This window comes from Parasedimentitalea maritima (genome assembly GCF_005771405.1).
In the GTDB taxonomy this organism is placed as follows: Bacteria; Pseudomonadota; Alphaproteobacteria; order Rhodobacterales; family Rhodobacteraceae; genus Parasedimentitalea; species Parasedimentitalea maritima.
Window position 1 is genome coordinate 103,257 of the sequence record NZ_VAUA01000005.1, and the last position, 19,164, is coordinate 122,420.

Below are 19,164 nucleotides of genomic sequence, written 5' to 3' on the forward strand. Positions count from 1 at the left end.
AATACAAGGACGCCAGACATCATGCTCTACTCATCTGCACAAGACTGGCGTGATGCGCCCAGCAAACGTGTTTTGTTTTTCGGCATGTCTGGTCTGGGTAAAACCCATGTCAGCAACATGCTGCGTGATGCTGGACAATGGTTTCACTACTCAATCGATTATCGTATTGGCACACGCTATATGGGCGAATACATCGCGGACAATGCTAAGGCTGAGGCCATGAAAGTGCCGCTTCTGCGCGATCTTTTGTTGTCGGATTCGATCTACATTGGCTCAAATATCAGCTTTGAGAACCTGACACCGGTGGCAAGTTATCTGGGGAAACCCGGCGGCGAGTCCAAGGGTGGCATGGAAATCAGTGAATATCGACGGCGCCAGGAACAGTTCCGTTTAGCCGAAATTCACGCCCTGTTGGACACAGAGTACTTTATTGACAGAGCACAACGGCTTTACGGCTATGACAACTTCATCTGCGACACAGGTGGGTCAATCTGCGAATGGGTCGATACCGAGAATCCTAAGGATCCGGTTCTTGCTGAACTCTCCAAACACGCCCTGATGGTCTGGATAAAAGGCGACGACGACCATACCGCCGAACTGGTGCGCCGTTTTGACCGCGCTCCAAAACCGATGTCTTATCAGCCAGAGTTTTTGACGCAGTGCTGGAATGAATATCTATTTGAAAACAACATCACTGAAGACGAAGTTGATCCTGATGATTTTATCCGTTCGACCTACGCACGGGCGCTAGCGCATCGACAACCGCGATACGCCGCGATGGCGGAAAATTGGGGCGTAACAGTCACCGCCGATCAAATCGCATCGGCAACAGATCAGTCGAGCTTCACCGACCTGATTGCCCGTTCTATCGATGCTGCTCTTGAGAGCCGAACTCAAACCACCTAACTATCTTTTCCAACTGACAACCGAGATACTGACATGCCAATTAAAATACCGTCTGACCTGCCCGCCTATGACGTTCTAACGAACGAAGGTGTGATGGTGATGTCGCCGGATCAGGCGGCACGTCAGGACATACGGCCGCTAAAAATTGCCCTGTTGAATCTGATGCCCAAGAAGATCCAGACAGAAAATCAGTTTGCTCGCTTGATTGGTGCAACACCGTTGCAGATAGATCTGACCTTGATCCGCATGAGCGAACACCGCACCCGTAATACAGCAGCAGAGCACATGGCCGAATTCTATCAGCCTTTCTCAGAAGTACGGGATCGCAAGTTTGACGGTGTCATTATTACCGGCGCCCCAATTGAGCACCTTGAATTCACAGAAGTGACCTATTGGGATGAGATGCGCGAAGTGTTCGAATGGACACAAACGAATGTGCATTCCACGTTTGGCGTTTGCTGGGGCGGGATGGCCATGATCAATCACTTTCACGGAATACAAAAACACAGCCTTGACCAAAAAGCGTTTGGCTGCTTTCGGCATCAAAACTTGGCCCCGGCCTCGCCATATCTGCGGGGTTTTTCCGACGATTTCGTTGTTCCAGTGTCCAGATGGACCGAAATTCGCCAACAAGAAGTTGATGCCTGCCCTGGGCTACACACCCTGCTTGGCAGCGCAGAAGTAGGCCCCTGCTTGATCCAGGACCCAGACCATCGCGCGTTATTCATATTCAACCATTTTGAATATGACAGTGATAGCCTGAAACAAGAATACGATCGAGATATAGCTGAGGGCTCCGCAATTAATGTTCCAGACAACTACTATCCAGATGATGACCCCAATCAAAAACCTCTGAATCGCTGGCGCAGCAATGCGCATCTGCTGTATGGAAACTGGATTAATGAGATTTATCAAACCACTCCATATGACATGGCCGATATTGGCAAATAAGTCGAATTTTTTCAGTCGAAACAACGTGGTTAAATGTCAAACCTCATCTTCCAGTCGTCTCACTGAGCTCACACGGGCAGATTGCCCAATTTGACCCCAGCCATGTCCTGGCCAAATGATGTCATGCACAATTACGTCAAAGCGATTCACATTTTACCTGCGGTTACCATATAAGGGATTGAGGTCAGGAAGGTTTTCAACATGCAATTGCCATTCAACGGTGCCATCAGCGCCTACTACGAAGACGCTGCCCCAATTGAAATTCGCGAGGCTATCCGGACTGCGGGTAAAGGCAAAATATTGGACCAGAACTATCCGCATTCTGTCAGGCTTAGCCGTAAAAGTTACGAGCGTGACATGGCCAGTTTGCAAATTGAACTTGTTAAAATGCAGGCTTGGATCAAACAATCTGGTCAACGCGTTGCAGTGCTATTTGAAGGTCGTGATGCTGCTGGTAAGGGCAGTACAATCAAAAGGTTTCGAGAGAACCTTAATCCCCGAGGCGCTCGTGTGGTCGCCCTTGCTAAGCCCTCAGAAGCCGAACAAACGCAGTGGTATTTCCAACGCTATATAGACCACCTTCCGTCAGGCGGCGAAATCACCTTTTTCGACCGAAGCTGGTATAATCGCGGTGTTGTGGAAAAAGTGTTTGGCTTTTGCAGTGATGGTCAGCGAGAGCGTTTCTTTCGTCAGGTCGACGGATTTGAGCGGGCACTGGTAGATGACGGGATCAAGCTGTTCAAAATTTGGCTGAATGTTGGGCGTGCCGAACAGTTACAGCGCTTTTTGAAACGTGAGAAAGATCCCCTGAAGCAATGGAAACTCAGCCCGATCGACATCAATGGGCTGGAACGCTGGGACGACTATACCGGGGCAATTACAGAAACGTTAGAGCGCACACATAGCCAGGATGCACCATGGACGGTGATCAGGTCCGAGGACAAAAAACGGGCTCGTCTTGCGGCTATACGTTACGTGCTTTCTGAACTTGATTACGATAACAAAGACGGTAAAGCCCTTGGAACGGTTGATAAAACAATCTGTGGAGGGTTGGATATCTGGAATGCCTAAGAGAGGTTATCATCACGGAAACCTGCGCCAAGCACTGGTCGAGGCCGCTTTGCGACTAATTGAGATCAAGGGACCAACCGGGTTCACCCTGTCCGAAGCAGCAAAGCAAGCTGGTGTAACGCCCGCAGCTGTTTACCGGCATTTTGAAGGCCGCGAAGACTTGATAGCGGAAGCCGCACGCCAAGGGTTTTCAATGTTCGCCGATCTGATGCAATTTGCATATGATAAAGGCCAGCCTTCGGCATTGGCGGCTTTCGAATCCACGGGCCGTGCCTATCTTGCATTTGCCCGCAAACACCCCGGTCACTACATTTCTATGTTTGAAAGTGGTATTTCCGTCAACAGAACACCGGAACTCGCCGATGCCGCCGCCCGTGCCCGAGGTATATTAGAGCGTGCTGCCACTGAGTTATGCGAACATATTCCATTGCATAAACGACCACCAGCCTCGATGTTTTCTGCCCATATCTTGGCACTTAGCCATGGGGTGGTGGAGCTATATGCCCGAAACACACCAGGTACCGCGTCGCCATTCTCACCAGAAGATTTGTTGGAGTCAGGTATCGGCATTTATTTGCGTGGCTTAGGGCTGATAGACCCCGATACTTAGTACTCATTTAACTAGACGAGCACCCTGTGATTCAGATTTTGTACCGCTTGCCCACTTTCTGCCCGACAGCAGTTTGGCGAATGACTCGTTGGGTTGCAATAGGCTTGCTTTTGTCTGGATGCGGCGAAAATGTGTATGACGAACTGGAGCTTATGCCTTCGCCCACAGTTTATGTGGAAGGCGATTTGGATCCGTTTAACGACCAAGCAGCACGGCAGGTTCTATCTCATACTCAACTGTTTTATGCCACTGACCGCCGGGTAACCGGACCTAACGACAAACAGACCTATTACGCCAATGACCGAGGTATTGCGTTACGAACTGGGCTTGTAGATGTGAAAATGACGCCACCTGCAACAAGTTGGCAGGATTTGCAGCAGATCTCCCAGACGGCAGAACGTGACATTGAGCGGACCCTTCGAGTATCTGCAGTGCATGAATTCGGGCCAATGCCATTTTCGTCAGGCGATGAACAGGGACGCCCCCTGCCCGAGCAAGCCACACGTGAAGCAGCCAGGGCCTTCACACAAAGCATAGATCGGCAGCTAGCACGGTCCGGAAACCAAGACGTGTTTATCTACGTTCACGGCTATAATGTCGACTTTGAATACCCAACTTTGGTGTCCAAGGAGCTGCAGCATTTTCTAGGCTATCAGGGTGCTTTTATCAGCTACAACTGGCCAGCGACACCAAGTCGGCTGGCATACATTAGGGATTTGGAGACCGCTGGGGCCACACGCCGGAATTTGCGAAAACTGGTTGAACTCTTGTCAGACAAAACCCAAGCCCAACGGATTCATCTGATCGGTTATAGCGCTGGTTCCAGATTGGTGTTTGAAGTGGCCTACCAAATTGCATTGCAAAATCAAGCTTCCGGAAAACGACAAGCAAAATTGGGCCAAGTGATCCTAATTGGCAGTGACCTAGACCGTACCTATTTCACGCAAGCCCTTGCGGATGGGTTGCTGGAGGGCATGGACCACTTAACGATCTATATGTCTAGTAGTGATGCCGCATTGAACCTCAGCAGGATCATGTTTGGGCGAAATCGATTAGGTCAAGTCGCGGCCAAAGATGAAGTCCCCGCTGGAATTGAAAATCTCCTGAAGGCAGAGCCACGATTGTCGCTCATTGATGCCAGTAATGCGTTGGGGGCAGATTTGGGCAATGGTCATTGGTATTTTCGATCTTCCCCTTGGGCCAGCAGCGATATTTTTGTGTCTCTCCTCAAGGGGCTTTCTCCAGCTGCACGAGGCTTAGCACGGGTGCAAAACAGTGCGGTATGGCAATTCCCTGCTGATTATCCTGAGCGCCTAAAGTCTGGGCTAACAGCCTACTAATCCACCCGGATGTCAGTGGACCCCATCAAAAAATACAAACATTACTGTTGCACCAAACAAAAAAGGCCACGCAAATTGCGTGGCCTTTCAATAAGATACGTTCTAAACTTAACGCTTGGAGAACTGGAAGCTCTTCCGGGCTTTGGCTTTACCGTATTTCTTACGTTCTACAACGCGCGAGTCACGGGTCAGGAAGCCAGCAGCCTTCAGTGCGCCACGCAGGCTGGGATCGTACAGCTGCAAAGCTTTAGAAATGCCGTGCTTGACTGCGCCGGCCTGGCCGGACAGACCGCCACCTTTAACGGTAGCATAGACATCAAACTGGTCTTCTGTGCCAGAAATCTGGAACGGCTGACGCAGGATCATCTGCAGAACCGGGCGTGCAAAATACACATTGATTTCACGGCCGTTGACGGTGACCTTGCCGGAACCCGGCTTGATCCATACGCGGGCAACAGCGTCTTTACGCTTACCGGTTGCATAGGAACGGCCCAGTTCATCACGCACAGGCTCACGTGCGATGATGTCTTCGGCGACAGCTTCAACGCCAGCAACGGCGCTCAGCTCTTCGAGAGTGTTGATCTGATCAGACATCTACATTAGCTCCGGGTGTTTTTCTTGTTCATGGACTTTACGTCCAGAACGTCGGGGCTTTGCGCCTCATGGGGATGCTCGGCACCAGCGTACACACGCAGGTTTGTCATCAGCTGACGGCTGAGCTTGTTGCCCGGCAACATGCGCTTGACCGCTTGGATCATGACGCGCTCGGGGTGCTTACCCTCGAGGATCTGCTGCTTGGTACGCGACTTGATGCCACCCGGGTGACCGGTGTGCCAATAGAAATTTTCTTCGCGTTTTTTGCCGGTCATCTGCACTTTATCAGCATTGATGACGATGACATTGTCACCACAATCCATGTGAGGAGTGAAGGATGGCTTGTGCTTGCCACGCAGACGCATGGCTACAATCGAGGCAAGACGGCCCAGCACCACGCCTTCGGCGTCGATGATGATCCATTTCTTCTCGATGTCTGCTGGGGTAGCAGAAAAGGTTTTCATGGCAGGTAAATCCTGTTTGACGTTAGAAACAACAGAGCAATTCCGTCATTCGAATTCGATTACCGGGGTTTACGGCTATCCTGCACACCAGTCAACCACACTAATTGATATTAAATCACGTGTTTTCAGCATGTTACAAAATAGGTATTATTTTACCCCAAAACCTAAACGCTAATTTGCTCAAGAGGGCTATCCAAGAGCGCCCTCAACCGCAGCATTGCACTTTCAAACTCTGCTAAAGACACGTGGGCATTTATCGCAATACGTACGGCATTTGGTGCACGGCCATCACGAAGTGCAAATTCATCCGCTGATCGGATCTGCACCCCCTGCGCCGCAGCCGCGCGGCTAAAGGCAGCCGAACGCCAACCAGCAGGCAGCCTCAACCATACAAATGGTACCTGATCATCCCAAGTCAGATCAAACCCACCCAGCGCGTTCACAGCGACACGTATATAGCGCGCCATCTCTTTTTGAACTGCCCGCACCAGATCCTTAGTCTTTGGATCGCCCAAAAGAATGCAACTTAGCGCCGCAAGTGGCTGTGCCAGGCCGAAATAGCCATGCTCAGCCACCCTGCGCAGGTCTGGGCCTCGCCCTTGGGGCGCCAGAGCGAAGCCAATTCGTAGGGCTGGGGTCAAGGATTTTGAAATTGAACTGACATGCCACCCCAGCTCAGGTGCCAGGGCGCGGTAACTTGGCGCTCTTGGATCGCCCATACGATAACAGTCATCTTCGATAATCTGAATGCCATGACGACGTGCGATCCGTACAATCTCCTGCCGTCTTTCTAAAGGCGTATACAATCCGGTCGGATTGTGCACTTCTGGACTGGTACAAAGGACCAGTGCTCCGGTTTTACGGGCTGCTTTTTCCAGTGCATCGGGCAGAATGCCACATTCGTCCATTTCAACCCCGACCACTTGCGCACGAAGAAGTTCTGCGGCACGTCGAAAACCAGCATATGATAAATCTTCGACCAAAATGGTTGGTTGCGGCCCCCGCAACAAAGCCTGCATGACGACCATTAGGCCACTTTGCCCACCATGGGTCAACACAACCTCCTGTTCACTCAAGCTTCCCAATGGAAGCTCCGACAACCAATTCACTACAGCCTCACGCAATGGGGTATAGGCGTCTCGTGTTGGATAGCTTAAGAACGCCAAATCAGGCCCTTGCGCAACCAGCCTCAACGCATCCCGCATCGCTGCAACCTGCCCAACATCTGGAATTCGAGGACTAAACAGGCTGATGTGTCCAGGATTTTTAATCTCGTGAATATGCAATTGCCTTGCCCATACATCATCAAGCACAGGCTTTTTGGCGGCTGCAACAAACGTTCCACGGCCAACTTCGGCTTGCAAAAGGCCTTCTTCGGTTAAAATTGAATATGCGCGCGCTACCGTCCCAGGGGTAATACCAAGTTGATATGACAATTCGCGCACCGGCGGAAGCTTTGCACCAATCGACAAAGTCCCTGAACCAACAGCCGAACGGATTGTGTCAGCCAGCTTCTTATACTTCGGACCTTTGGTATCACCAAGGTCATGAGGCCAAATTGTACCCATTACAATCCCTCCATGGACAATACATTTTCTGCTTTGTATCAAAAACTCCTAACACACTTGCAGGATTGTATCAACACAATATTGGAGCACACCATGGTACAGCACGCTCACATGACTCAGTCTAACATGTCCTTTCTGGTTAGCCGCCCGGCTTTACCGGTGTTGGCGCAACTGGCCGTCACCTTTGCTGTGCTCATTACCAAGTGGAGCCTGCGTAAGCGAACACGAAAACATCTGCGCCACCTAACTCATACACAACTGGATGACATCGGCCTCAGCCGCGCCGAAGCCCATTATCAAGCCACTCTTCCGTTCTGGCGCCCTTGATCCCCAGGGACACCAGAACCACTACACGGCCGGGGGAAACCCCGGCCCTTTTTTTTGGTAGGGGAAATGCAGGTCGTTTTGTAAACTGCTCACCCTAATACCATTATCGTTTAAGGCTAAACCTTTTGAAGTAAAATAGCAGTGCGCCGATCTGCCCCAGCGACCTGCACCAATTAGACCGAGCGGTTTGGAGGAATTGAATACGTCATGCTGGCACGCGCCACTGGCGCCTCCAGTCCAACGGAATGTATCAAAATGTCACAGACCGCCAAAGTTCGGCCCAACTTCAGTAACGAACACGTAGCCAACAAGTCGGAACCAGCTGCGGGTTTACGCATAAAGTCCATTGAACAGCCCGTGGTAACTGCCAGCGCCTGTTCGCCAATTCGAGCCAATGTCATGGCGTAAGCCGCACAATCAGCCAATGCAAACATCGATGGACCAGAAACCGTACCTCCAGGGCGTAGATGCTTATCTTGTACACAAAGCCGCATGAGGATTTTTTCTTCCTCTAGCGCTTCAACAAAAAACTCCCCCCGCACCTGTGGAAACACTTGGTCCAGAAATTTCGCCAACTCCGCTGCGTCCATTTGCAAGCCCATACTATCCTCCCGGTCATGCGCCGCCTAAGGTTGGACAGGCACGACGAGGAGAGCAAGATGACAATTTTACGACGTCACGACACGGGCTCTATAGCCCATCTAGTTATGAACACACCGCAAAAGCTAAACGCCCTATCTGACGAAATGTTGGCAGCCCTGCAGACCCAAATTGATTCGCTGCACAAAGAAAGCACGATCAAAGTGGTGGTTTTGTCCGGGGTCGGAAAAGGTTTTTGCGCCGGACATGATATCAAACAGATGAATGCTGCTCGAGGCGAAGTAGATGGTGGCAAGGCCTACTATCAGGATCTGTTTGCACGTTGCACAGCCGTAATGATGGGACTTCAGTCCCTTCCACAGGTCGTCATCGCACAAGTTCACGGAATTGCCACCGCAGCGGGCTGTCAATTGGTTGCCTCTTGCGATCTGGCCGTCGCATCAGAAAACACAAAATTTGGCGTCAACGGCGTCAATATTGGCCTATTTTGTTCGACTCCCATGGTCGCCTTGTCACGGAACATTCCCAGAAAGCAGGCATTTGAACTTTTAACGACTGGCGACTTCATCTCTGCATCCCGTGCAGCAGACCTAGGCCTGATCAACCGCGCCGTCCCCGTCGGCGAACTAGAAAGCGAGGCACTAAAACTTGCAACAACCATTGCCAGCAAGTTGAGCACAGCAGTCAAAATTGGCAAGCGAGCCTTTTATCAACAACTGCAAATGCCATTGGATCAAGCCTACGCCTACACAAGCGAAGTCATCGTTGAGAACCTGCTCGACCAAGACACGGTCGAAGGGATGGAGGCTTTTGCAGAAAAAAGACCCCCCAACTGGCAGGTGGATTAAAGTTTTTATAAAATTTTAGTCTTTGTTTACGTTTCGGTGCGTATTGTTTCCATATCGGGCCTTTTAATAAAGGCAAGAACATGGCAAAGATTGGGCAGGGCACATCGCCCGGTCACAATTTGGGTCGCTGCCTGTGGAAGGTCCCTCCAAACCGGTCTCTCCCCGGTTCGACATTCCTGCAGCAGCGACCCCAAATGTCCCTTTCCTAAAATTGCAGATTTTTAGCCTTGGGTTTGGTCTACTTGATCCCGATCACTTCTAATCCACGCAGGCCATATTGCGCTGGATCGCCCCCTGCCCTATGTCAAATTCATGACACAGACATTGCATATCGTGGGCGGCGGCATGGCCGGGTCCGAAGCAGCCTGGCAGGCTGCAAACATGGGCGTTTCAGTGGTAATCCACGAAATGCGGCCCAAAGTTGAAACCTTTGCACACCAGACCGGAAACCTGGGCGAAATGGTTTGCTCGAACTCCTTCCGCTCGGATGATGACGAACAAAACGCTGTTGGCCTGTTACATTGGGAAATGCGCGCTGCAAACGGGTTGATCATGGCCACCGCAGATCAGCACCGCCTGCCGGCCGGTGGTGCGCTTGCTGTTGACCGCGAGCCTTTTGCACAGACCGTAACTGACAAGTTAACTAACCACGCCAATATTTCTGTATCCTACGACGAAGTCACCGAACTTCCTGATGATGGCCACTGGATTTTTGCTACTGGGCCGCTGACATCCACCGCATTGGGACAGGCAATTCAGGCTGAGACAGGTGCGGAAGCACTGGCGTTTTTTGATGCAATCGCACCAATTTTATATGCAGACAGCATCGACATGTCGCAAGCCTGGATGCAATCGCGCTATGACAAAGGCGAGACTGAAGAGGAGCGCACCGCTTACCTCAACTGTCCGATGACCAAGGATCAGTATGAGGCGTTTATCGATGCGCTTCTTGCTGCTGAAAAAACAGAATTTCATGAAGGTGAAACAGCGGGCTATTTCGATGGCTGCTTGCCAATCGAGGTCATGGCGGAACGCGGCCGAGAGACACTTCGCTTTGGGCCAATGAAACCAGTTGGCCTTACCAACAGTCACAAACCTGACGAGAAGGCATATGCTGTAGTACAGTTGCGGCGGGACAATAAGCTGGCAACATTGTACAATATTGTTGGTTTTCAGACCAAGATGAAATACGGCGCTCAAACTCAGGTATTACGGATGATCCCTGGGCTGCAGGAGGCACAGTTTGCCCGCCTTGGAGGAATCCATCGTAATACATTCCTGAACTCCCCTACATTGCTTGACCAGCAGATGCGCCTGAAATCAAAACCTAATATTCGGTTTGCCGGGCAGATCACTGGCGTCGAGGGCTATGTCGAAAGCGCCGCAATGGGGCTCTTGGCCGGCCGCATGGCTGCCACCGAAATCCTCGGCAATGACCTACCAGCAGTTCCGCAAAATAGCGCCATGGGCGCACTTATCCACCACATTACCGGTGGTGCCGAGGCAAAGACCTTTCAGCCAATGAACGTGAACTTTGGATTATTCCAACCCGTCGAAGGTTTGAAAGGTGGTCGCCGAGGCCGCAAAGATCGCTACAAAGCATATACTGATCGAGCAAAAATCGTTTGGTCAGAATGGCTTGAAAACTTTTCCTGAACTTGTTTTAAAAGGGGGAAATTGATGAAATTTGTCACTCGGTTTGCGCCGTCCCCCACTGGCCCTTTGCATCTTGGCCATGCCTATTCAGCTCTGTTGGCTCATGACAAGGCAATGGAGGAATATGGTGAGTTCCTGCTTAGAATCGACGACCTTGATCAATCCCGAGCTCGCAGCCACTGGGAAGAGCAAATCTATGATGATCTTCGTTGGTTGGGTTTATCGTGGAGAGAGCCTTGCCGAAAGCAATCAGAGTGTCAGTCTCAATATGATCAGGCGTTGGATACGCTATGGGAAAATGGTTTCTTGTACGAGTGCTCTTGCTCACGACGAGACATTCGTGAATCCCAGTCAGCACCCCAAGAAGGTGCTCCACTAGTGGGGCCAGATGGTCTGGTTTATCCCGGAACCTGTCGTCAGTATGCAGCCCCCAACGAACGACCTGTTAGTAAGCGACCCAGAAACGTCACACTGCGTCTAAATGTCAGCAAGGCAATTAATCACAGCTGCTGGTCGAAAACCATGTTTCCTCCCCCTCCTGTCGGCGCCACCACGAAATTCGCGTATTTCCCAGAATGGGGAAAACGGGCAAATACACAAGTTCAATCCTACGAGTTTACGTCCGACCATGTAATCAGCAACATTGGAGATGTAGTTGTTTGCAGAAAGAACATGGGAGCCGCCTATCATCTGGCTGTTGTGGTCGATGATCTGGCCCAAAAGGTGAACTATGTAGTCAGAGGCGAGGATCTACTGGAGGCCACCATGATCCACTACGTCATCGGGCATTTGCTAGACGACGAACTCGAATACGTATATTTTCAGCCAACCTATTACCATCACAAGTTGATCCGAGATGGTGCGGGCAAGCGGCTCGCCAAACGTGATGACGCCCGCGCGATATCCAAATACCGTTCCGAAGGCGCCAGCCCTCAGGACATCCGCAAAATGGTTGGCCTAGACTAAGTCCACCTGAATTCAAGTCCACATTTCTTTGCCTAAAGCTGTCAGGGAAAGAATCACACCATCGGCTGCATTAACTCAACCTCTTCGTCCTTCTGGATCGATGTATAAAAACAGCTCCGTCGGTTGGTATGGCAGGCAGGGCCAGTCTGGCGAACGACTGCCAACAAACAATCCCGGTCGCAATCGACGCGTAGATCAATCAGCTGTTGAACATGGCCTGAACTTTCTCCTTTGACCCAAAAAGACCGCCTAGAACGCGACCAATACGTAACTTTGTTCGTTTGTAGAGTTCGAGACACCGACTCAGCATTCATCCAGGCCATCATCAAGATCTCTCCGCTCTCTTCGTCCTGTGCAATGCAGGGGATCAGACCGGCTTCATTATAAGTTAAACTGCTGGGATCAAACGACATGGTAAAAACCTTTTGCATCTGGATATTGGCACCCTATGTATTGAGAACGATTAGCTAGGGAAAGCCCAAGGAACACGCATGTCCGGTGAAAATGATCTGATCAAACTCTACTCCACGCGTATTTTGGCGTTGGCAGCTGATATCCCCAATCTAGAGCGCTTAAGTGCGCCCGATGCCACGGTTAAAAAGCGTGCACCGCTTTGTGGATCGACTGTTACAGTCGATTTGCGAATGTTGGACGGGAAGGTTTCTGAGTTTGGCCAGGATGTTAAGGCATGCGCCCTTGGTCAGGCTTCAGCTTCGGTTTTTGGTGCGGCCGTGCTTGGCCGAACAAAAGAAGAAATTGTGACCGCCCGTAACCAGCTAAAACAGATGCTAACCGAAGAAGGTGCTGTTCCTGATGCGCCTTTTGACGACTTTGAAGTTTTGATTCCAGCACGTGCTTTTAAAAATCGGCATGCATCAATCATGTTGTCACTTGAGGCCACAGTTGAGGCTATTGAACAGATTTCGAGAGAAAATTGCGCGTAATTTGACATCTCAAATCTGATTTTTACGTATAAACAATATGTTGGAACCAAAAAGCGACGGTTTCAACGTGGCCTTACATGCAATAGTTCTGCCTTCCATCCCAATGTGAAGATGAGTTAAGATCTATCGATCTCCAATTGCCCTCAAAGATGGGCAGCAAGATTGTTCAAGTCTAATCGCGCAAACCGAAAAAACCGCCGCTCATCTGGGCAGATGGCGGCGGTAGGGTACACTCGTATGCGGGATCCGGGTGCGACCGGCGGATCATGAGGTAGATCCAGTGTGGGATCAGGACAGGCAGAGATCCCCAACATCATTTTGGGACAGGATGCAGGCGCAACCGGCATAAGAGTGCAATCAGGAAATAGATATTTAGACAAGCCCGGGCATGTGCAGAGCCACAACCAACATGACAACAAGAGAAGCCGCACCAACCGCATCCTGTAACAGAGTGGCAGAAGAAACCTGCAGTGTGTTCTTGATTTGTTCAAACATAACGTGCGCCTCCGGGCTGTCTTGGGTCTGTTGATCACGCTCTTTGGCGCTTGTTGACCCTTTGTTCTCACATTCCACCCCATCTTGTAAAGAACAAAAGAGAACAAACGCGAACAAAAAGAGATGGAGGAGATTTGTTGCGGCTAACCTACTGAAATCAAACGAATGGCTTGATCTTGGCGCATCAACCACAAAAGAACACGTGCGGCTTGGCCACGCGAGCTAGTCAGTTCGGGATCCACAGATAGCAGCGTCCGCGCATCACTTTGTGCTATTTCCATCAAATCGGCCTGCCGTTCCAAATCGGCAATCTGAAACCGCGGGAGGCCCGATTGCGCAGTTCCAATCATGTCGCCAGCCCCCCGCATTTGCAGATCTGTTTCTGCGATGACGAACCCATCTTCTGTTTCTCGTAGCACTTCCAACCGTTTACGCCCGGTAGCCCCTAGAGGCGCTTGATACATTAGCAGACATGTAGACGCAGCACTGCCCCGGCCAACCCGGCCCCGGAGTTGGTGCAGTTGTGCAAGACCAAAGATTTCGGCTCTCTCGATCACCATAATCGAAGCGTTAGGAACGTTTACCCCAACTTCAATCACCGTTGTGGCGACCAGAACCGATGTTTCACCTCTCTGAAATGCCGCCATTGCCGCGTCTTTCTCGGCAGCCGGCATTTGACCGTGAACCAGACCAACCACACCTTCACCCAGTACTGCACGCAAACGCTTGAACCGCTCCTCGGCTGCGATCAGATCCATGACCTCTGATTCTTCAACCAGTGGACAAACCCAATAACATTGTCGTCCCTCGTCTATGGCATGACGAAGATGGTTGATCACCTCATCAATCCGTTCAGTGCTAATCACAGCAGTTTTGACCGGTTTGCGCCCTGGCGGTTTTTCGTCCAGAATCGATATATCCATGTCGCCATATTGCGCTAGAGCCAGCGAACGTGGGATTGGAGTTGCAGTCATAACAAGTACATCGGCGCCCTGCCCTTTATCTGCAAGTTCCATACGTTGACGGACGCCAAACCGATGTTGTTCATCTACAATTGCTAGTCGCAAATCGTTAAACTTTACGTCTTGTTGAAACACCGCATGCGTACCAACAAGAATTTGAATATCGCCACGTTCCAGCGCAGCCAGTTTTGCCCGACGCTCCGCACCTTTGTCGCGCCCAGTTAAGAGTTCAAGAACCACACCAGCGTCTTCGGCGAGGGGCTTTAACCCTTCGAGATGTTGGCGCGCCAGAATCTCGGTTGGCGCCATCATCACGCCCTGACCGGATGCTTCAACCACGACCAGTAATGCCATGAAAGCAACCAATGTTTTTCCTGAGCCAACGTCACCTTGCAACAACCGGTTCATCCGCTTGTCTAAACTTAAGTCGTTTGTAATTTCAGAAATAGCACGGCTTTGTGCACCTGTTGGTCGATATGGTAATGCTGCCAGAACCTTACTTTGCAGGCTGCCATCCGCCACACTGACAATACCGGGTGATTTTCGTTCGACCTGACGGGCAAGAGAGAGAGTCAACTGGTGTGCAAACAGTTCATCATATGCCAAGCGTGCACGCGCAGGAGATTGCGAATCCAGTTCATCCAGACCATTTAGATTGTGCCCGGATTGGATGGCCTGATGCCACGCTGGCCAACTTTCTTTGTTGAGGAGCGACGGGTCAATCCATTCCGTTAGCTCTGGCGCCATTTTCAGGGCGGATTGCGCAGCCTTAAAAAATGTCTTTTGGGTAATTCCCTGTGTCAGCCGATAAACGGGTTCATAATCAGGGATCTGATCAGCTTCACCCACCGGTAGCATGTGATCCGGATGCACCATCTGGGCGAGCCCATCAAAAATTTCGATTTTACCTGAAACAACACGGCGCGTGCCCTCGGGAACCTGAGCTTCCAAATAGCGACTTCGTCCATGAAAGAACACTAGCTGGAAATCTACTTCAGCGTCTTCGACATGAATACGATAGGCGCCCCCCTTATTGCGCGCTGCACGGTGTGCGCCAATAGTGACTTCCACAGTGACAACAGCAGGGAGGTCGACGTCTTTGATTGTCGTTCGTCTGCGTCGATCTACAAGTGAATAGGGTAATGAAAACAATAAGTCACGAGGCGTTTCCACACCTAATTGATGGAAGTTAGAGGCTGTTCTTGGACCAACTCCCAAAAGGGTTTCCAACCCCGCAAACAACGGAAACAAAATTTCTGGGCGACCGCTCATGCCGAATTGATCAACGTCAGCCAGCTGTCTTCGTCAAGGATTTCGACACCCAAATCTTTTGCTTTTTTCTCCTTAGATCCAGCCCCAGGCCCAGCAACCAAAATATTGGTTTTTGCCGACACCGACCCAGACACTTTTGCGCCAAGAGACTCTGCGCGGGCCTTCGCCTCTGCGCGGGTCATTTTTTCGAGAGTTCCGGTGAAAACCACTGTTTTTCCAGCTACGGGGCTTTCATTGGAAGGCGCCTTCGGAGGGATTACATCTAGTTCATCGGCCAACCTCAAAATAGCTGCGTGTTCTTCAACATTTGCAAATGCATCGGTCAAGGACAGGATAACCGTGGAACCCACGCCATCTATCCCCAGCATGTCTTGCCAAACAGACTGGGATGATGCGTCGACATCACATTGTGCAATGGCTGCATCGCGGGTTTCCTTAACCTTTGCACGGCGACCTTGAGCTACCGCAAGAATACGCTCGGCATCTTCAGCCTCATCAGCAAAGCGCCATGCCAGAGCGGCTGGTCGGGCTGCGACCACTCCATCCTTCAGGCTATTCCAAGTTGAAAAGTGCAGTGCCAAATCTTTAGCTGCAACCTCGCCGACATGACGAATACCAAGCGAAAACAACATACGGCCAAACTCGATACGGCGCTTTTCTTCGATCGCTGCAAACAGATTTGTGGCGCTTTGCTCGCCCCAGCCATTTCTATTTTTTAGCTTGGTAAAATTATTCTGATCACGTGCCGCTAAGGTGAAAATATCTGCAGGCTCACGAATAGGAAGGACGTCATCATCATAGAACATTTCGACCTGCTTAGCGCCAAGCCCTTCGATATCAAAAGCTTTGCGCCCGACAAAATGTTTCAGTTTTTCCTTGGCTTGAGCAGGGCAAATCATGCCACCAGAGCAATAACGAACCGCATCCCCCTCTTCACGCACAGCCGGGCTTTGGCATTCAGGGCATATATGAGGGAAAACAAATGATTCCGAACTGGTCGGCCGCTTGGCTAGATCAACATCTGCAACTTTTGGAATAACATCGCCAGCACGATAGACCTGAACCCAGTCTCCAATGCGAATATCTTTACCCTCACGGATCAACGACCCTTTGGAATCCCGACCGGCGATGTAGTCCTCATTATGTAGCGTCGCGTTTGAGACCACCACTCCGCCAACTGTAACCGGTGCCAGCCGAGCAACCGGGCTAAGCGCTCCGGTTCGACCAACTTGAATATCGATGCTTTCAATCCTGGTCCAGGCGAGTTCCGCAGGAAACTTGTGTGCAATTGCCCATCGCGGCGTGGTTGAACGAAAACCAAGGCGTTCCTGCAAATCAAGGTCATTCACTTTGTAAACAACACCATCAATATCATAGCCAAGTGTAGCACGTTGGGCTTCGATATGACGGTAGTGTGCAATCATTTCGGACGGATTTTGACAGAGCTTAGTCAGCGGATTCACATCAAATCCGAGACTTTTCAATCTCTTAATTGCCTCCATCTGATTTTCGGCCAATCGCGAAGACACTTCCCCCCAGCTATAAGCAAAGAACTTTAACGGTCTGGCTCGGGTGATTTCAGCATCCAGCTGCCGTAAAGACCCGGCGGCGGCATTGCGAGGGTTGGCAAAGACTTTACCTCCATGTTCGATCTGCCGCTGATTGAGCGTCGTAAAATCTGCGTGGCTCATATACACTTCACCACGGACTTCCAAAACGTCAGGTGCATTTTCAACCTGATGCGGTATGTCGGCAATGGTCATCGCATTTGCAGTAACGTTTTCACCCACAGATCCATCGCCACGCGTGGCTGCTTGCTTGAGCACTCCATTTTCATAGCGGAGCGAAAGAGACAGCCCATCAATTTTGGGTTCAGCTGTATATGCCAACGAAACATGATTTGACAAGCCGAGATACTTACGCACGCCGGTGTCAAAATCCTCAACATCGGCATCCTCAAAGGCGTTACCTAAAGACAGCATCCGCTGGGAATGAATGATTTTACCAAAACCCGAAGCAGCAGGTGCTCCGACTTTATCGGACAGGATGGCAATTTCGTCAAACTGTGGAAAAAGCTCTAAAAGTCTAAGATATCGTTTCTTGGCCTCATCGTAGGCGGCATCAGAAAGAACGGGGGAGTCTTTTTGGTGGTAGGCAACATCAGCCAGGCGCAAGTTTTCCTGAAGGTGCAGCAACTCTTTGCGGGCATCCTGTTCAGAAAGCGAAATGGATAATTTGTCCTCGGTATGCTGCACGTACGCCTCCTGCCACCTGATGATACGGTGATAAGAGTAGGCGCGACTGAGGTCTAGATGCAGAATATAGGTAGTATTGAATTCGGTAAGAATGCCGTTTGGCAATGAGCCTACTTTAGACCCATTGCCCAAACATTTTTATGCACCAACGGCCAAACGTGGGCCACCGGACATCACGTCCTCTTGTGGATCACGTAGTACATAGCCACGGCCCCACACAGTTTCGATGTAGTTTTCGCCTTCAGTTGCTGTGCTCAATTTTTTGCGCAGCTTGCAGATGAATACGTCGATGATTTTCAGTTCAGGTTCATCCATGCCACCATATAGATGGTTCAGGAACATTTCTTTCGTCAGAGTTGTTCCCTTACGAAGGCTCAGAAGCTCCAGCATCTGGTACTCTTTGCCGGTCAGGTGCACGGACTTGCCGTCAACATCGACAGTTTTGGCATCCAGATTAACAGCGATCTTACCGGTTTTGATGATCGACTGTGAGTGACCTTTGGAGCGACGGATAATGGCGTGGATACGTGCAACCAGTTCTTCCCGGTGGAACGGTTTGGTCATATAGTCGTCAGCGCCAAAGCCGAAGCCTTTGATCTTGTTCTCGGTATCATCTTCACCAGACAGGATCAAAATCGGTGTTTCAATGCGTGACAAACGCAGCTGACGCAGCACTTCGTGGCCATTCATGTCTGGCAGATTCAGGTCAAGCAGGATCAGATCGTAATCATAAAGCTTAGCCAGATCGATACCCTCTTCACCCAGATCCGTCACATAGACGTTCAGGTTCGCGTGGGTCAACATTAGCTCGATGCTTTTTGCAGTTGTTGGATCGTCTTCCACCAGAAGTATACGCATGCTCTCAAGTCTCCGCCTGTATGCTCATTTTCTCAAGTTGCGTTAACCTTGATGGAAAAAGGTTAACGCACAGTTACCATAATGGTTAATATGCTTCGTTGCCTAGGGTTGTCGATATTTTTTCAAGGCTGTTGCCTTTAACGCGTCGACTCCATGATCCGCGATTGCAGCAACCCAACTGCGAAATTCTTCTTCACTTAACCCGTAGCGCTGCATCGCTTCCTTTTCTGGCAACAAGCCATACAGGACGCCACGAACAACCGCAGCCTTACGCGATGCTACCCAGCGGCGCGTGGTCTCCGGCGGTAGATCGGCGCGGGTCATAGTTGTCCCATCTGGCAGCGTCACAGCACGCGGCCCATCCACTTTCTTCAAAAACATCACCGTATCCCTTATTGTGCTGACACAGATTTGGCCTATACGGCTTAACGAGATGTGAACCATGCCCCTTGAGAGTCTGTAGGATTTTCTTATATT

20 protein-coding genes are annotated in these 19,164 nt (G+C 50.6%); 10 read left to right on the top strand and 10 right to left on the bottom strand.

The window, feature by feature from the left end:
* Positions 1-21 precede the first annotated feature (21 nt).
* The 5 genes from FEE96_RS11065 to FEE96_RS11085 all read left to right on the top strand — a co-directional run bounded on the left by FEE96_RS11065 (position 22) and on the right by FEE96_RS11085 (position 4,878).
* Positions 22-906, top strand: coding sequence for an ATPase (locus tag FEE96_RS11065; RefSeq protein ID WP_138163112.1), 885 nt, complete (start codon positions 22-24; stop codon positions 904-906).
* 33 nt (positions 907-939) lie between these two features.
* Positions 940-1,857, top strand: coding sequence for a homoserine O-acetyltransferase MetA (gene metA, locus FEE96_RS11070; protein ID WP_138163113.1), 918 nt, complete (start codon positions 940-942; stop codon positions 1,855-1,857).
* Positions 1,858-2,058: 201 nt separating this feature from the next.
* Entirely contained in the window at positions 2,059-2,928 is an 870-nt protein-coding gene (ppk2, locus tag FEE96_RS11075; protein ID WP_138163114.1) for a polyphosphate kinase 2, read from the top strand.
* Positions 2,921-3,538, top strand: coding sequence for a TetR/AcrR family transcriptional regulator (locus tag FEE96_RS11080; RefSeq protein ID WP_138163115.1), 618 nt, complete (start codon positions 2,921-2,923; stop codon positions 3,536-3,538). The genes ppk2 and FEE96_RS11080 overlap by 8 nt, the downstream gene beginning before the upstream one ends.
* Before the next feature lie 80 nt (positions 3,539-3,618).
* Positions 3,619-4,878 (top strand): alpha/beta hydrolase, encoded by a 1,260-nt coding sequence (locus FEE96_RS11085; RefSeq protein WP_138163116.1) that lies wholly within the window; start codon positions 3,619-3,621, stop codon positions 4,876-4,878.
* Between the two features lie 108 nt (positions 4,879-4,986).
* Here FEE96_RS11085 and rpsI read toward each other — a convergent pair whose 3' ends face one another.
* From rpsI to FEE96_RS11100, 3 genes are all read right to left on the bottom strand, one after another.
* On the bottom strand, positions 4,987-5,472 hold the full coding sequence (gene rpsI, locus FEE96_RS11090) for a 30S ribosomal protein S9 (RefSeq protein ID WP_138163117.1): 486 nt from the start codon (positions 5,470-5,472) through the stop codon (positions 4,987-4,989).
* 5 nt (positions 5,473-5,477) lie between these two features.
* On the bottom strand, positions 5,478-5,936 hold the full coding sequence (rplM, locus tag FEE96_RS11095; protein ID WP_138163118.1) for a 50S ribosomal protein L13: 459 nt from the start codon (positions 5,934-5,936) through the stop codon (positions 5,478-5,480).
* A 164-nt stretch (positions 5,937-6,100) separates the two neighbouring features.
* Positions 6,101-7,504, bottom strand: coding sequence for an aminotransferase-like domain-containing protein (locus FEE96_RS11100; RefSeq protein ID WP_138163119.1), 1,404 nt, complete (start codon positions 7,502-7,504; stop codon positions 6,101-6,103).
* Between the two features lie 93 nt (positions 7,505-7,597).
* Between FEE96_RS11100 and FEE96_RS11105 the strand changes: the two genes are divergently transcribed.
* Positions 7,598-7,831 carry a DUF1127 domain-containing protein gene (locus FEE96_RS11105; protein WP_138163120.1) on the top strand — a complete coding sequence of 78 codons (234 nt, stop codon included), beginning with the start codon at positions 7,598-7,600 and terminating at the stop codon, positions 7,829-7,831.
* Positions 7,832-8,004: 173 nt separating this feature from the next.
* Here FEE96_RS11105 and FEE96_RS11110 read toward each other — a convergent pair whose 3' ends face one another.
* Positions 8,005-8,433 (bottom strand): PaaI family thioesterase, encoded by a 429-nt coding sequence (locus FEE96_RS11110; RefSeq protein ID WP_138163121.1) that lies wholly within the window; start codon positions 8,431-8,433, stop codon positions 8,005-8,007.
* A gap of 15 nt (positions 8,434-8,448) precedes the next feature.
* On the opposite strand from FEE96_RS11110, the gene FEE96_RS11115 reads away from it, so the two are divergent.
* The 3 genes from FEE96_RS11115 (at position 8,449) to gluQRS (ending at position 11,901) form a co-directional block, all read left to right on the top strand.
* Entirely contained in the window at positions 8,449-9,279 is an 831-nt protein-coding gene (locus FEE96_RS11115; protein ID WP_281278363.1) for an enoyl-CoA hydratase, read from the top strand.
* A gap of 312 nt (positions 9,280-9,591) precedes the next feature.
* A complete protein-coding gene (trmFO, locus tag FEE96_RS11120) occupies positions 9,592-10,935 on the top strand; it encodes a methylenetetrahydrofolate--tRNA-(uracil(54)-C(5))-methyltransferase (FADH(2)-oxidizing) TrmFO (RefSeq protein WP_138163123.1) in 1,344 nt (447 codons plus the stop codon).
* A gap of 24 nt (positions 10,936-10,959) precedes the next feature.
* Positions 10,960-11,901, top strand: coding sequence for a tRNA glutamyl-Q(34) synthetase GluQRS (gene gluQRS, locus FEE96_RS11125; RefSeq protein WP_138163124.1), 942 nt, complete (start codon positions 10,960-10,962; stop codon positions 11,899-11,901).
* A 53-nt stretch (positions 11,902-11,954) separates the two neighbouring features.
* On the opposite strand, the gene hisI is transcribed toward gluQRS, so the two are convergent.
* Entirely contained in the window at positions 11,955-12,332 is a 378-nt protein-coding gene (gene hisI / locus FEE96_RS11130; protein ID WP_138163125.1) for a phosphoribosyl-AMP cyclohydrolase, read from the bottom strand.
* Between the two features lie 60 nt (positions 12,333-12,392).
* Here hisI and FEE96_RS11135 point away from each other — a divergent pair, with 60 nt between their 5' ends.
* Positions 12,393-12,845 (top strand): iron-sulfur cluster assembly scaffold protein, encoded by a 453-nt coding sequence (locus FEE96_RS11135; protein WP_138163126.1) that lies wholly within the window; start codon positions 12,393-12,395, stop codon positions 12,843-12,845.
* A gap of 372 nt (positions 12,846-13,217) precedes the next feature.
* Here the strand turns inward: FEE96_RS11135 and FEE96_RS23975 are convergent, their stop codons facing one another.
* The 5 genes from FEE96_RS23975 to sciP all read right to left on the bottom strand — a co-directional run bounded on the left by FEE96_RS23975 (position 13,218) and on the right by sciP (position 19,068).
* Positions 13,218-13,340 (bottom strand): hypothetical protein, encoded by a 123-nt coding sequence (locus FEE96_RS23975; protein WP_280818009.1) that lies wholly within the window; start codon positions 13,338-13,340, stop codon positions 13,218-13,220.
* Positions 13,341-13,483: 143 nt separating this feature from the next.
* Positions 13,484-15,574: an ATP-dependent DNA helicase RecG gene (gene recG / locus FEE96_RS11140; protein WP_138163127.1), complete on the bottom strand. Its 2,091-nt coding sequence runs from the start codon at positions 15,572-15,574 to the stop codon at positions 13,484-13,486.
* Entirely contained in the window at positions 15,571-17,829 is a 2,259-nt protein-coding gene (gene ligA / locus FEE96_RS11145) for an NAD-dependent DNA ligase LigA (protein ID WP_171021677.1), read from the bottom strand. Before ligA ends, recG begins: the two co-directional genes overlap by 4 nt.
* A 138-nt stretch (positions 17,830-17,967) precedes the next feature.
* Complete coding sequence (gene ctrA, locus FEE96_RS11150) at positions 17,968-18,687, bottom strand: response regulator transcription factor CtrA (protein WP_138163128.1); 720 nt, start codon at positions 18,685-18,687, stop codon at positions 17,968-17,970.
* A gap of 102 nt (positions 18,688-18,789) precedes the next feature.
* Positions 18,790-19,068, bottom strand: coding sequence for a CtrA inhibitor SciP (sciP, locus tag FEE96_RS11155; RefSeq protein ID WP_138163129.1), 279 nt, complete (start codon positions 19,066-19,068; stop codon positions 18,790-18,792).
* Positions 19,069-19,164: the final 96 nt, after the last annotated feature.